The sequence below is a fragment of the Streptosporangium minutum genome, assembly GCF_002149035.1.
Taxonomy (GTDB): Bacteria; Actinomycetota; Actinomycetes; order Streptosporangiales; family Streptosporangiaceae; genus Streptosporangium; species Streptosporangium minutum.
This window is the reverse complement of sequence record NZ_NGFP01000060.1, coordinates 1-13,374: the sequence shown is the minus strand read 5'-3', so window position 1 is coordinate 13,374 and position 13,374 is coordinate 1. Positions and strand designations below refer to the sequence as shown.

At 64.9% G+C, this 13,374-nt stretch carries 11 protein-coding genes and 1 pseudogene; 6 read left to right on the top strand and 6 right to left on the bottom strand.

What is annotated here, in order from left to right; all coding sequences use genetic code 11:
• Nucleotides 1-162: 162 nt before the first annotated feature.
• The 3 genes from CA984_RS47155 to CA984_RS15345 are packed head-to-tail and all read left to right on the top strand — an operon-like array spanning nt 163 to nt 1,946.
• The gene (locus CA984_RS47155; protein ID WP_207620886.1) at nt 163-549 is read left to right on the top strand and encodes a hypothetical protein; all 387 of its coding nucleotides are present in this window, start codon (nt 163-165) and stop codon (nt 547-549) included.
• The gene (locus CA984_RS15350) at nt 518-1,060 is read left to right on the top strand and encodes a DUF6879 family protein (RefSeq protein ID WP_242675966.1); all 543 of its coding nucleotides are present in this window, start codon (nt 518-520) and stop codon (nt 1,058-1,060) included. Before CA984_RS47155 ends, CA984_RS15350 begins: the two co-directional genes overlap by 32 nt.
• A gap of 37 nt (nt 1,061-1,097) precedes the next feature.
• The gene (locus tag CA984_RS15345; RefSeq protein WP_086572545.1) at nt 1,098-1,946 is read left to right on the top strand and encodes a helix-turn-helix domain-containing protein; all 849 of its coding nucleotides are present in this window, start codon (nt 1,098-1,100) and stop codon (nt 1,944-1,946) included.
• A 32-nt stretch (nt 1,947-1,978) separates the two neighbouring features.
• Here CA984_RS15345 and CA984_RS15340 read toward each other — a convergent pair whose 3' ends face one another.
• Entirely contained in the window at nt 1,979-3,577 is a 1,599-nt protein-coding gene (locus CA984_RS15340) for an exonuclease domain-containing protein (RefSeq protein WP_086572542.1), read from the bottom strand.
• Nucleotides 3,578-3,737: 160 nt separating this feature from the next.
• Here CA984_RS15340 and CA984_RS15335 point away from each other — a divergent pair, with 160 nt between their 5' ends.
• Complete coding sequence (locus tag CA984_RS15335; RefSeq protein ID WP_086572540.1) at nt 3,738-4,670, top strand: YDG/SRA domain-containing protein; 933 nt, start codon at nt 3,738-3,740, stop codon at nt 4,668-4,670.
• A gap of 281 nt (nt 4,671-4,951) precedes the next feature.
• Here the strand turns inward: CA984_RS15335 and CA984_RS15330 are convergent, their stop codons facing one another.
• From CA984_RS15330 to CA984_RS15320, 3 genes and pseudogenes are all read right to left on the bottom strand, one after another.
• Nucleotides 4,952-6,160: a hypothetical protein gene (locus CA984_RS15330; RefSeq protein ID WP_086572537.1), complete on the bottom strand. Its 1,209-nt coding sequence runs from the start codon at nt 6,158-6,160 to the stop codon at nt 4,952-4,954.
• A 281-nt stretch (nt 6,161-6,441) separates the two neighbouring features.
• Nucleotides 6,442-6,582: pseudogene (locus tag CA984_RS15325) on the bottom strand (DUF397 domain-containing protein); the annotation flags it as partial.
• Between the two features lie 133 nt (nt 6,583-6,715).
• Nucleotides 6,716-7,939, bottom strand: a complete 1,224-nt coding sequence (locus CA984_RS15320) for a helix-turn-helix domain-containing protein (RefSeq protein WP_086572583.1) — start codon at nt 7,937-7,939, stop codon at nt 6,716-6,718.
• Nucleotides 7,940-9,150: 1,211 nt separating this feature from the next.
• Here CA984_RS15320 and CA984_RS15310 point away from each other — a divergent pair.
• Nucleotides 9,151-9,666, top strand: a complete 516-nt coding sequence (locus CA984_RS15310) for an ATP-binding protein (RefSeq protein ID WP_242675965.1) — start codon at nt 9,151-9,153, stop codon at nt 9,664-9,666.
• Here CA984_RS15310 and CA984_RS15305 read toward each other — a convergent pair.
• The gene (locus CA984_RS15305) at nt 9,661-10,824 is read right to left on the bottom strand and encodes a winged helix DNA-binding domain-containing protein (protein WP_086572533.1); all 1,164 of its coding nucleotides are present in this window, start codon (nt 10,822-10,824) and stop codon (nt 9,661-9,663) included. The genes CA984_RS15310 and CA984_RS15305 overlap by 6 nt on opposite strands.
• A 611-nt stretch (nt 10,825-11,435) precedes the next feature.
• Here CA984_RS15305 and CA984_RS15300 point away from each other — a divergent pair.
• Complete coding sequence (locus CA984_RS15300; RefSeq protein ID WP_086572531.1) at nt 11,436-12,002, top strand: GNAT family N-acetyltransferase; 567 nt, start codon at nt 11,436-11,438, stop codon at nt 12,000-12,002.
• A 109-nt stretch (nt 12,003-12,111) separates the two neighbouring features.
• On the opposite strand, the gene CA984_RS15295 is transcribed toward CA984_RS15300, so the two are convergent.
• Nucleotides 12,112-12,555, bottom strand: coding sequence for a hypothetical protein (locus CA984_RS15295; RefSeq protein ID WP_086572529.1), 444 nt, complete (start codon nt 12,553-12,555; stop codon nt 12,112-12,114).
• Nucleotides 12,556-13,374: the final 819 nt, after the last annotated feature.

Below are 13,374 nucleotides of genomic sequence, written 5' to 3'. Positions count from 1 at the left end.
GACGCAGCTCAACGAGTTTGAGTGGCATTGCGGATCAGCCCGCTCAACAGACGGCAGCTGCGCCGCGCCGCGCAAACTCGCGCAAACTCCTTGAGGCGGTAATGCACGGCGCACAAACTCGGTGGCGTAGTCATCCGCGCCCCGATCGGAGGAGAAGCCCCCATGGCACTACGTTTCCTCGGCAAGGACACCATCGACGGCGGTTCGCCGACGCTGTTCGACGACGGCGACAGATACGTGCTCCAAGGCTGGATCGTCACCGATCCGACCGTGCTCGCCCAGCTCGACCTCGCTGACCATGAGACCGTCGTCGAGGTGCCCAAGGAGCTGATGAAGTTCCTGCCGGAGGGCGTGACCGTCCCGGCGGGATCGCCACTGGTGCTCGATCGCGAAGAAACGTATGTGTTCCAAGGCCTGCTCATCACCGACCCGGCCGTACTCGTCCAACTGGATATGCCCAGCCATGAGACGGTGATCGAGATTCCGAAGACGTCGATGCCCACGCTGGAGGTGGCCAGTGAGCTGGAGCGCCGGAGCGCCAACGTTTGACCAGTGGACCGCGATGTTCCGCTCGTGTGAGCAATCGGCCATCCACCTGGAGATGCGCGACCTGTACGCCGTATCCGCCGAAGACCCGATGTTCTCGGCGTGGAAGGCGGGCCACCGCTACGACCCCGCTGACGAGGAGTCGTGGTGGCGGCCGTGGCTGAGCCTGATGCGGGAAACGACCGGCAGAGGTGTGGAGGTGAAGCGGGCCCGGATCGTGTCGGAGCCGGTGACCGAGTACATCCGCTTCGAGTACGACGTCTCTTTCACCAACATCATGGCGGGCGAGCAAGGACGGTGGCTTCCTCGGCGCCGGACGTCCGGGATCACCCTGCCCGGCAACGACTTCTGGCTGCTGGACGGAGCCCGAGTACAGTTCAACCACTTCACCGGAGACGGCGACTGGGCTGGGGTGGAATGGTGCGAAGATCCCGACGTAGTGAAATTGTGCGCGGCGGCGTTCGATGCGGTGTGGGCAGCTGGGATCGACCACAGCGACTACACGCCCGCCTGACCACCCGCCCCCGCCCGCACACTCGGTAAGCAGCACCATGTCATCGCCATCACACGCAGTCGACCAGGCCAAACAGGCTCTGTGCACCCGCCTGCGTGAGATCCGCCTCGCCGCGCATCTCACCGGGCGCGACCTCGGCGATCTTGCGGGATGGCACTCCTCGAAGGTGTCGAGAATCGAGCACGGTAGGCAGACGCCGTCCGAGAGCGACATCAGCACCTGGTGTCGGCACTGCGGCGCCGATGATCAGGCCGGTGACCTGATCGCATCGCTACGCACCATCGACGAGATGTACGTCGAATGGCGGCGAATGCAGCGCACCGGCCTGCAGCGGCTTCAGAAGGCTGCGGTTCCGCTGTATGAGCGGACCAGCTACTTCCGCGTCTACGAGCCATCGCTAATCCCCGGCCTGTTCCAGACGGCTGACTACGCGCTGGCTCTCATGCGGGCTGTCGTCGCGTTCCGGGAGATCCCCGACGACAGCACCGAGGCGGTCGAGGCCCGCATGCAGCGGCAGAAGGTCCTCAGCTCCGGTGGCCGCCGCTGCGCGGTCATCCTGGAGGAGGCGGCGCTACGGACCCGGATCGGCGACGCCGAGGTGATGGCCGGCCAGCTCGGCCACCTGCTCACCGTCGCCTCACGCTCCAACATCAGCCTCGGGATCATCCCGATCCGTAACCGCGTCATGTGGCCCACCAACGGATTCTGGATCTTCGACGAGGAACGGGTCCTGGTGGAGACCTTGTCAGCGGAACTGACCGTGACTCAACCGCATGAGATCGCGCTGTATGCCAAGGCGTTCACCCAACTCGCTGAGATCGCGGTGTACGGCGCGGCAGCACGGACGTTGATTGCTTCGGCCATCGCCGCGTTGGACAACATGTAGCGGTCCATTCCGCATGGTCAGCAACAGATCCTTCAGGCGATGATCTGACGAAGAACATCGATGAGCCCCGCACCGATGCCTCCGATGACAACCAGTGCACTCGCGCAGCCGCTTCCCTGCTTCGCCGCCGTCTTGGTCGCATGCTGAGCGTGGGAAAGAGGCTGAGGCTGTACAGCCACATGAATGACGGGCTCACCCCTCGGGGTGCTATTCCAGTCGGTTCGGTCGACGAACTGCTTCTTGTATTCGGAGGGGCTCAACTCCCTCCGACGCCAGAACCCGTGCCACTCCGGGTGCCCGGCTCGGGCCTGCTCCTCACGTTCGGCCGCCAACTGTTCCGACAGTGCCTGCCCCTCGGAATTGGCGAACAGACCACCGTGCACAGCACTGATCTCAGTCTGCAGCGTCTCCACCGCCTGTTCAGGAGTAACCACGCGGATTCCCGTAGCCAGAGCTTTCGCCACACGCGGATCGTCAGCCGCGTCGGCGGCGACTACCAAACGAACGGTCTTGGTCACGTTGACCGCGACCGTGGCTCCATGCGCGACAGCGAAGTCCATGACTTCAACGATGTCAGGCGCGTCTCCCGCCGGTAGAAGCCGCCAGCCCTTGAGTGGTCCATTCTTCTTCGCCCGGTCGGCCCCGGCAGCCTCCTCCAGGTCACTGATCAGATGAGATGCTGAAAGTTCCTTGGCTGCGCGCTGAAGCTCCTTAAGTTCAACGGTAGTCACCACCCCATCCGCTTCTGCTCGGGCCCGTACGCTGGCGAGGAATTGCTCGTGCACATGGCGTGCCGTTGTCTGGGTCAGACCCGCCCGAGCGGCAAGCACCGCAAGCTGTCCGGCTTCCTCACCTACAATGCGACCATCTGCGAGCGCATGACCAAGCATGGCCTGGTATTCGGTTACGCCCTGTGGGCGCGGCATGGGTGACTGCGTCATAAGCGGAAGACGAGCAGTCAGTGTGACCAACCAGCCCTCCGTACCCTTCCGTAATCCTGCGGCACGGGGAGCAATGAATCCGGTGCGGGGATACTGCGGTAGAACCACTGGCGGTGCACCAGCCCAGGCGAGACGCTGGGGTGCTTCGGAGATGAACTTCGACAGCGTCCACCCAAGCGTCCGGGCGTCACCGAGCGCCGAGTGTGAAGCGCGGGGCCACTCTCCGGTGACTAGGTTGGCAACATCATCGAGGCGGTAGACGTATCGGTCGAGCTGCATCCGGGACATCACTAGCGTGCATAAGCCCGGGATCCCTGTGAGGTTGACCCCGAGGCGACCAAACTCGGCAGTAAGGAACTTGTCCTCGAACTCCAGATTGTGACCGACGACGATCGCACCACTGAGGTAGGCGAGCACGTCGCCTGCGATCTGCTCGAAGGTCGGAGCGCCCTTGACGTCGGCGTTCGTGATGCCGTGATACTCGTCGTTGGCGATTCGCATCTTTGGATCGACGAGCGTGGAGTATTCGTCGAGAACCACGCCGTCACCACGCATCCGAACCACACCGATCTCACAGATCCGTGATCCTCGTCCGGGATGAAGGCCCGTGGTCTCCACATCAACGACGGCAAACGTCAGGCCTCGCGGATCAATGCCTTGCCCCCGAGTGAGCTGACCGTAAGCAAACATGCCGGTACCTCCCCTGAGAGCCCGTTTAGTGAAGAGCAGGATGGCAGGCTAGACCCCAAGAGGTGCCAGATCACCGAAAATCATCTCGATTACGGTTCGGTCGCGCGGGCGTGTCGTGCAACTTGTCCAGACTGCCTGGATTTACTGGCAAGATTCGGACATGGGAAAGTATGTCAGGACCTTCGGCGAGATCCCTGGATGCCCGGAAGGCTGGAAGCCTCCCAGCGGGAAGCGCTCGGAAGTGCGCCTAGCAGGCCTCCATGCGCATGACATCGCCGGAATCTCTGGCACAGCGCACGAGGGCGCTGACGCGATCGTTCTTAACGGCGGCTATCCGGACGATCGTGACTATGGGCCAGTAATCGTCTATACCGGACATGGAGGGCAGGACCCCAAGACTAAGAAGCAGGTTGCCGACCAGAATCTCGACGATTCCGGCAATGCCGGACTAGTCAAGAGTAAGCTTGATGGTCTGCCCGTCCGAGTCATTCGTGGATTTGGCGAAAAATCATCGCATGCCCCCACTGACGGCTACCGATACGACGGGCTTTACCGGGTTGTGCGGCACTGGTTTAAGACTCGTGACGACGGGTTCCGCGTCTGCCAGTTCCTCATGGTCAAGATCGGTAGTCCGTACGACGTTTCCGATCCGGATTACTCTGACGACATCGTCATCGACGATGCTTCGGCCATTCCACATGTGCCAGCGGAGCCGGCCAGTAGAACCAAGATAACTGTCAACAAGATCAATCGCCGTGCCGATGTCGTGAAGGAGGTCAAATCTCTGCACACCAACCGCTGTCAAATCTGCGGTGACACGGTGGAGCTTCCCAATGGCCCGAGCAGCGAAGCCGCCCACATACAAGCCGTTGGCATCCCCCACAACGGTCCCGATGTGATCGGCAACGTCCTATGCCTGTGCCCCAACGATCACACGAGGTTCGATAACGGCGCCCTTTACCTGACCGACGACCTTAAAGTTGTGAACGCCCTTACCGGCGCTGACATCGGTTCATTGCGAACTCATCCAAACCACAAGATCGAGATCGAGTACGTGCGATATCACCGAGCTTGTTGGGTGAAAGAGCCCTAAGTGCTCGTCAAGCATTGAGGCCACATTCAGTCACACAGTTGGCCCATCAGCGTCGCCGAGCTGGCAATGGGGACTGGTGCGCTCAGCGCTTGGGAGCTCTGGTCAAGGACGCGATGGGCCGATGAACATGGCTGCCTTAATCGGGCTCTTCGCAGTTGAGGGTGTAGCCGCGGGGCTTGCGGCGATCGCCGAGCTGGGTCGAGCCCGTCGAGGCATACCCAGCGGGAGAAACTCACTTGTCCAGTCCAACCCGAGAGCCCAACACGGCTGACGGCCGGCGCTCACTCATCCCTCTTCGTCGCGTTCTTCGCCAAAACCTTCAAAGCCACCAGGCCCGCCACGCCCGCTCCGACGAACGCTATGTGTCCTGCCTCCGCGGCCGCGTTCTTCAATTGCCCCGGGTCCCGAGCCGCGTCCCACCATCGTGTCGCCTCCAATGAATGTCGCCCGAACTCGATTCCGAGCAGCCCGTGGAAGTCATCGACGGCGATCCCGACACGGTTGATCGAGCCCACCACAGCCCGGGATCTGGTCGAGTGCAGCAGCACCTTCGAGTTGGCCGCACCAGCAGCCGCATCCATGCGGGCCATCAGGTGCCCGGTCTCCCGTGAGATGCGTTCCCGCTGGTCCTGCCGGTCAGCATTCAGCGCGAGGCGATGCCCGTCCAGCTCGTCCGGAGACGCGTCCAGCACCCGGTCCAGTCGCAACACGTCGATCGCGTCCTGCAGTTCAAAACAACGAGCCAGAACGGCGAGCAACTCCCGGACCTCGGACTCTGCTTCCTTGGCCATCTTGGCGAGATCACCGATCTTGGTCTTGCTCTCCACCCTCTCCGCAAGTGCGTCGAGTTGAAGCAACGCCCACCCCAGGGCGTCTGTGATCGTATGGGTCCTGCCCTGCACCGTCGACCACGTGGTCTCGTCGACCCGACCCTTCAGCTCTCGAATGGTCATGGCGGACTTGATGTCGAAGTCCGCTCCGATCACTTTCGCCAACTCAGCGTTCTTCTGGGCGCGAAGCACGCTGTCGACCTTCTTGTCGATCGTGGCGAGATAGTCTTTGATCTCATTCATTTCATGTTGCCTCGCGAGCTGCGCCATGATCCCTGCGGCACCAGCAAGAATCGCCGGGTTGGTCAGAAGCGATCCGGACCCCTTCACGATTTCGACGAATCCCCCGATCTGGCCCTTGTTCCCCTTGATCACACCTGTGCTGAGACCCGTCTTCGCGCTTTCTCTCAGCCCGAACTTTTTGATGGCTTGCGCGGACTCTTCGGTCAGCTTCACCCAGCGACCCGAGTTGGCGGCAATTTCGGAACCTGCCCGTGCGACTCCAGCCCCGACACTGAGGATAGGCCCGAGCCTTTGCCATCTAAAGTCCTCCGACAACGACAACAGTCCCTCAGAGAGGAGGAAGCGCTCAACATCCGTCGGGTTCCCGATGACCGCAAGTCCATCGCCGTCACTGATCAGCTGAATCTCGTTATCCATCGCCCGCTCCTGTAGTGACTCCTCGCAGTTGAGGGTAGTTGGGGTGAGCGGCGCAAGAGCCTTCATCATTGGAAGACATCGACCCCTACCCGGCCACCGACGCGCGCACCGCACGCCCCGCGACTACACCCTCAACTGCAAAGAGTCCTTAATCGCCGTTTAGAGGGCTGCCGGGGGGATCAACCCATCGACTGTGCAGCATTGAGGCCATCCCCCATGGCCTCGAACACATTTCCGACAAAGTCGGCCGTTCGCCACAGAGGATCTAGCCGAACCACTGATCAGCAACTCAGGTCGTCGAACGCTCCGTTTTTGACGCCTCTGATGAACGTCTGCCACGCACTGCTGGTGAAACGCAACATCGGCCCACTCGGATCCTTGCTATCCCGTACGGCACGGCCTCCATCAGGAAAATCTGCGACCTCTACACAGTTGTCCTATTGAGTGCTCTGGCTGCTCTTGCGCCAGGCCAACTCCATTGCGATCAGGTCCATATCTCCGCCTCCACCCGTATGGGATTGTCAGCCCCGACACATGATCACCAGGTCAGGTGTCTCAGAGGATGTGCATGCGGACGCCGAGGCGGCGGATGCGTTCGCGGTAGCTGTAGCGCTCAAGATCCAGGAGGGTCCGTACAGCTTGCTGGGCCATCGGGTGGTTGCGGATGAGCATCGGGGCGGCCTTCTCTGCTCGCTCCAGCTCGGCCGTTGCAGCCTCGCGCTTGCCAGACCACAGCAGCCCTCTGGCGTAATCGAGGTGGTGGTATCCGACGCGATTGGCCTGCAGGTCCTTGGGGAGTCGGACCGCCTCTCCCCGGCGTACGGCCTGTGGTCCGTCACCGAGTTCGACAGCGATGGCGACGCCGTGGATGTCGATGTTGGGTTGGTTGGTGCACAGCTCGTAGTAGTTGGTGCGCTGGCGAGAGCCGAGCCGGGTGACCGCCTCGCTCGCGAGACGGTGGCGTGACCATGCCTCGTTGGTATCGTTCTTGCGAGCGGCGGTGATCGATGCTCTGAGCTGCAGGGCACCCCAGACCGCCAGTGCCTCCGGCTGGCCTGCGGTGTATTCGTCCTCGATGCCTGCGCACGCCGAGTCGAGCACGGTGAGGGCGTCGTTCCATGAGGTGCTGGACCACAGGTTCCGTATCCGAAGATAAGCGGATACTGCCCCGTGGTAGGGATCCCCTGAGCGCTCGGCCGCCCAGCGGACCCGGCTGGTGGCGATCAGGGAGAGGTCGGCATAACCCAGGTTGTAGACCACCGAGTCTGCTGCTTGGTAGGCGAAAGAGAGCAGCCCGAACGCCGTGCTTCGATCGGGCTCAGGGAAAAGGTGGGTGGCCGCCTGGAGCTCGGAGAGGAGCCCCGGAAGCCTGTCGGCCAGTTCTGCGTAGTGCGCTTCTCGCCGTAGCCAGCTCATGTGCTCTGTTACGGCACGCAGTTCGGGCAGCGGCCGCACCTCGCCGTCCCACTCCGGATCCAGGTCGTAACGCTCCAGATGCCGGCGGATCTCGGGGATAGCGGAATGCCCTCGGTCCTCACCCGGGGTGTCACCTCGGTAAGGACGTGCGGTGAGCTCGTTGGGGTGCACGCGCAGAGTACGGGCGAGGGTGTTGATCAGTGCGATGGAGTCCAGGGGGATGCTGTCGTTCTCGATCCCGGACACCCAGGACTGCGCACGACCGACGCGCCGAGCAAGCTCGCTCTGGGTGATGCCGGCACGCTTACGAGCGCGCCGCACACGGGTTCCCACACTCTCCGCCGCCGGGTCTGAGTAGGCCATGGCCTCAAGGTAACCCGCCATCGCGTGCTTGGCTCCTCCCCTCGCCAAAGTATCAACGCCACTGATGTCGGTGTCTATGCGCGGTCGTAGCGTCACCGTTCGTGAGCAGCGATGAAGGTGCGAGCGACGGGCGATATCCCCGTAGCCTCCCCGCCGGGACGGCCGTCGAGTGGCTCAAGCGAGAGCTTGAGGCGCTGGGTGTCCTCGGCGACGCGCACCACGGCGACGGCGTGGCGCTTCTGTCCCTGTGGGTCGATCTTGTCGTGTGGTGCGACGGGCGCACCTACTGGTGGCGAGCCGGATGGAACGCCGAACGCCGGTGTGCCGTCTATGCATGGCATCCAGCCACCGAACCCGGTCGGGCCGCTCGCCGGATCGCTTTCCGATACGCGGATCTCCGCGAAACACATCCGCTGCCCCCACCGATGCCGGGAGCGCGTGGTGACCCTGTCTGACGAGTCCGTGAGCCCCCACCTGGTGATTGAGGTGCTCCCAGATAGGGCCATGACCATCAACCGTGACGCGGACGCGGCCATTGACACCATAAAAGGCGGCCCTGCCAGGCGAATCCCGTCGGCTGGCAGGGCCTTGATCGCACACTGGAGATGCGACCCGTGCCCAACCCTAGTAGAGCCGTCCGGATCATTCGGGTCCGTTGGCATGCCGAACAGCCTCCATCACCACTTGGTTGCCGGTGGTGCGGCCATCCCCCTTACGCCCATGACGCGGCCAGCCTGCCGCACCGCCGCGACCATCTGTGGGATCAGCCCACGCCCGCCCAGGTCCGTACCCGCATGGCGGCGCGGCGGCGGCTCGGACTGTGCGGCCGACCGCTCCCCGCCGTGCCGGACATCGTGAGGGTACGGCCGCCAAAGCCTCACCACCCCACGGCCTCTCCCGGAAGCCGGGGCCGCCGCTCGCAGCCGGCCGTGGCGGCCGCTGTGCCGTACGGGCGCGAATCGCCGCCGGGCGTGCGCTCTCCGTCCGGCAGGCGCGAGCCGTACCGGAAAAGCGAGCCGTACCGAAAGGACGAGCCGTACCGAAAGGGGGCGGTGACATGAGTCTGTTCCACCTCGATGCCGATCGCTGGGGTGCCCTTGGCGTACGGCGGGCACACCCCATCTCCAGAACGGGCCGCGAGACGGCCGTTCCAGGGATGGGGCGATCAAGCGGTGTCAGCACCGAGATCGCAGTGGAGAGGAGGGACAACGATGGCGGCGCGACTCCTGGCCATGCTCGTCGGCGTGTTCACTGATCGGTCCCGGACAGCGGCCCACGACGCCACGGGCCCCGCTCACCCGGGCATGGTCTGGCCATCGCTCCTGGGCCACGTGCCCACCGACCCTCTCGTGATCACCCGGCGGTTCGGAGCCACACCCCACCAGGTCAGGCCCGCGCGGAACTTCGTCGCCGGGATACTCGGGGACGGCCATCCGCTCCGCGATGACGCCGTGCTCCTCACCAGCGAGCTCGCCACCAACGCCGTCGAGCACCCCTCCGGGCCGTTCGACGGCCCGCAGGAGTTCCTCGTCACGGTGGCCTTCGTCGGCCCCGGCGTGCTGATCACCGTGCAGGACCCCGGTTCCTCACGGATCCCCTGCCCGAGGGACTCCGGGCCGGACGCCACAGGCGGCCGTGGTCTCGCCCTCGTCAACAGCCTCGCCACCCGGTGGGGGTTCCACCGCGACTCCGTCGGAACCGTCATCTGGTTCGAACTCAGCTCATGAAACCTTGTTCCGGATCCGCTGGCCGGCGTGGAGCCGGTTGACCGGCACCATCTCGTCATCGACGAACGCGATGTTCCGCTCGGGGGCGTCGAGGGCGATGAAGGCAAGCAAGCTGTCGGCCTCTTCCAGCACTGCCGCGGTTTCGGCCTCCGTCAGTGGCCGGAACGGGGCGAGGAGGAGCATCGATCCCTGCACCGACCAGGTGCCCTGGACGAAGCCGTCGACGAGAAACATGGGCACGCCTCCGGACGCGACCTTGGCGAACCGCTTGCGGTCCGCATCGCTGATTACCCGGCTCCGGTCCTTATGGCCGAGGAGGGCGTTGTCGAAAGCGGGCAGGAACCGCACGGGGACCGGCTGGCTGGCATCCGCGAGTGGCGCGCCGGGCAGGTCGAACAGTTCCCTGCCCTCCTCGTCACGGAGGACGCGCAGCTGTTTCCGCATCCCTTCGACCACCTCGCGCAGCCGGGTAAGACCGGACCACGCCTGAATGTCCATAACAGTGGCTGGACCGAAAGCCGCCAGGTAGCGGCGGATCATCGTTTCGGGCTCGGGCGAAGCGGCCATGGGCCTGCCGTTCCACTCTTCCGCCAGGGTGACCGGGACCCGAGGAGGGTTGCCCCAGCGCCCCCAGGCGCCGGTGGCCGGTCCGTGCGCCATCGCGACCATGATCTCCACTGACTCGGCGAGTCTGCCACCGTGGCGGCCGGGAAAGCGCTCGACGAGCAGGCGGCCGAATTCCTGCCGGGTGAGCGTCTGGCCGCTCAGCAGTTCGCGGCCCACCCGAGCCAGCTCGTCAAGGTCGAGCCCCTCGATCTCGCCCGCGTAGAACGCCGCCTTCAGCGCACTGCTCACAATGGGCTGGACGGTCGGCCGCAGCCAGCGGAAGTCATCGGCGACGGCCAGGTGCACGGTCCGGCGCAGCATCGTGGAGCGCACCACTTTCCGGTCCTGGAGCAGTGAGTTCAGCTCTTCCTTCCGGAAATCGATCAGCCGCGTCCAAAGTCCTATGTACGGCCAGTTGGGCTCCTGGCCCTGCATCGCGACTAGGTGCTCGATGACCTGGAGCGCGGAGTGGGAGGTACGGCGCGTCAGCAGTTGGCGTTCGAGCAGGGTGCGATTGAGGGCACGCTGGGAAAGCACGGGTGCGTCAGTCATTTACTGGCAAGCTCCTTCGATAACGTTCGACCGGTGCCGCGTAGCGGATCGGGACCTTCATCGTGGAGAAGAGGTGCCGGGCCAAGGGGGGCCAGCACCTGTTCCTCTCCCTCAAACCGCAGACTTCGCGGGTCAGTAGGTCGCGGCCGGATCTCCGGTTTGCCGCCAAGGACCACATTATGATCGATATAGGACATTTTGTGGCCTACATCAGACATGCTGAAGCCAGAGGTTGGGAGGACGGCGCCACCACGCTTCCTGGCTCCCTCGGATGACCGATGCGCGACCGCCGAGGTGTCACCGGCACCGAGGATGTTCGCAGGACACCGGCAATTACCGGCGGCTGAACCCGTCGTCCACCATGCGCTTCCGGTGCGCGGTCCCTGTCAGGGGCCGTGCTCGGCATGCCGGTCCGGCTGGAGGCGGGGACCTGTCATCCGTCGTGTGGCGGCCGGCGGTCATTTCAAGCGGATTCCGCCACCGGTCGCCTGCCCTGCCCTGCCCATGATGGTGAACGAGGTCATGAGCAGGCTCGATTGATCGATCGCTCCGAAATCCGTTGGACGTCTGCCGGGCGCTCTGCGAGCATCCGCACGGTGACAGATGAAGCGGTGACAGATGAAGCCGATCGCCGGACGCCGTTCCCCACCGGCCCGAAGCGTGTGCGCTTCGTCGAGCTGTCCGGCACCGCGATGTCCGCTCTGCTCGACGGGGACCTGCGGGCGGCCGGCGAGACGGCCGGGGTCCCTCTGACCGACTACTTCGTGACCGACGGAGCACGGTGGCTGTGGCGGTTCCGGCTCGACCAGATGGCCGCCGACCCCGGCAACGCGCGGTGGATGGTGCGGCAGGTGGCGACCGGGCCGGAAGGCGTCGTCATCGGTCATGCCGGGTTTCACGGACCGCCCGACGAGGCGGGCATGGTCGAGATCGGCTACTCGGTCGCTCCTGACTTCCGCCGCCAGGGGTATGCGCGGGCCATGCTGATCGAGTTGCTGCGCCGGGCCGCGGCCGAACCCGGGGTCAGGACCGTGCGGGCGACGATCGGTCCCGACAACGCGGCGTCCCTGGCCACGATCGCCGGCTTCGGCTTCGTCGAGGTCGGAGAGCAGTGGGACGAGGAGGACGGTCTCGAAATCATCTTCGAGGTCCCCGCCGACCGCATCCTGTCGGCATGACCAACCCGGTGAATGCTCCGCAGGGCGCGGCGCCGGGGCCTGGACGGGGTTGAGATCGGAGGGATTCGCCTGCGGCTGTGGTCCGCAAACGCAAGAATGCCCCTCTGACTCAGGAGGGGCCGCCTGCGGCCGCTTGGACGAGGTCGTTGCCGCCGACGACGAAGCGCACCTTCACGTCCGTGGAGTGGGTCGTGCCTTCGATCGCGCCGGCGACGCCGCGTACCTCCAGCGGCCCGGTGCCGCCGTTGATGACGATGTCGGCGCCGAACACCTTGATGAAGACGCCCGTGTCCTTCGGCACGTCGAGGACCAGGTCGATGCGGCTCTTCTGGAGGAAGTAGCGCAGGGCGGACGACGAGGTGATGTGCAGGATGTCGCCCTGGACGGTGGCCTGGGCGCCCAGCGTCGCGACATCACCGAGTGCCATGACGGTCACCGTGCCGGTATCGATGGCGTTGATCCTGATGTTGCCGCCCACGATGCGGATCTCGACCCGCTTGATCTGGCCGGGCTGGGTCGAGCGGAACACTTCCACCCTGCTGTCGGACGACATCGTGGTCTCCTCGTGGAGGGATGACGGGGATGCGTGCTCCTGATGGTCCCACGATGATGCGCGTCAGCACATGTCCTGATCCGAACCCTGAAAAGGCCCTAAAGCCTGCGAGCCTCGCAGTTCCGCGACAACCGGCGGTTCCCACAGGTCGGCTGCAGGTCGGCTAAGTGTGGAGACCGGCTGCCGGTGTCCTCCCGCTCGTTCCACACGCGGTCGCCGGGACCCCGGCCCGCGTTCGGCGTCTCCGCCCTGCTCCGCCGTACGAGATGGGCTCGGCCGCCGTACAAGGTGGGCTCGGTCGTACAGCCTCCGCAGGCAGCGCCTCAGTCTGTCCTTGCCGGTCGGCGGCTCGTCCAGGGTCCTCAGGGTCAGGCTGGAGCCGTCGACGGGCAGGATCGGATCCATGTCGAGATGGTTGCTCACCGGCTCCGCGAGGGCGGTGGGCAAGACTCCGTACGGCGGGCAATCCGGGGTGACGGCGGCTCCGAAGTACAGGAGACCTGCCGATGGCCGGTCGACGAGGCTCGGGGGATCCGGACGGCGCGGTCGTCCGGACTCACCCGGCGGACGGGCGTGGCGGCGCGAACTTGGAGGGGTGGCGTCGCCACGTCTGGACTGTACGGCCGGCGCCTGCCCGGCAGCCGTACCCGCCCTGGCCTGCTTGATCAGCGCGGCGGGGCGCCCGCCGGTCGCGGGCGCCCTCGTCGTCCTCTGCCGGTGTTCAGCCGGTGTAGCGGGGCAGCCTCTCCGAGGGGTCACCGGGCTTCCTGACGGCCGGGACCGGGGCCGGCTCCTCGCGGACCTCGGCCGGGGCGGGCC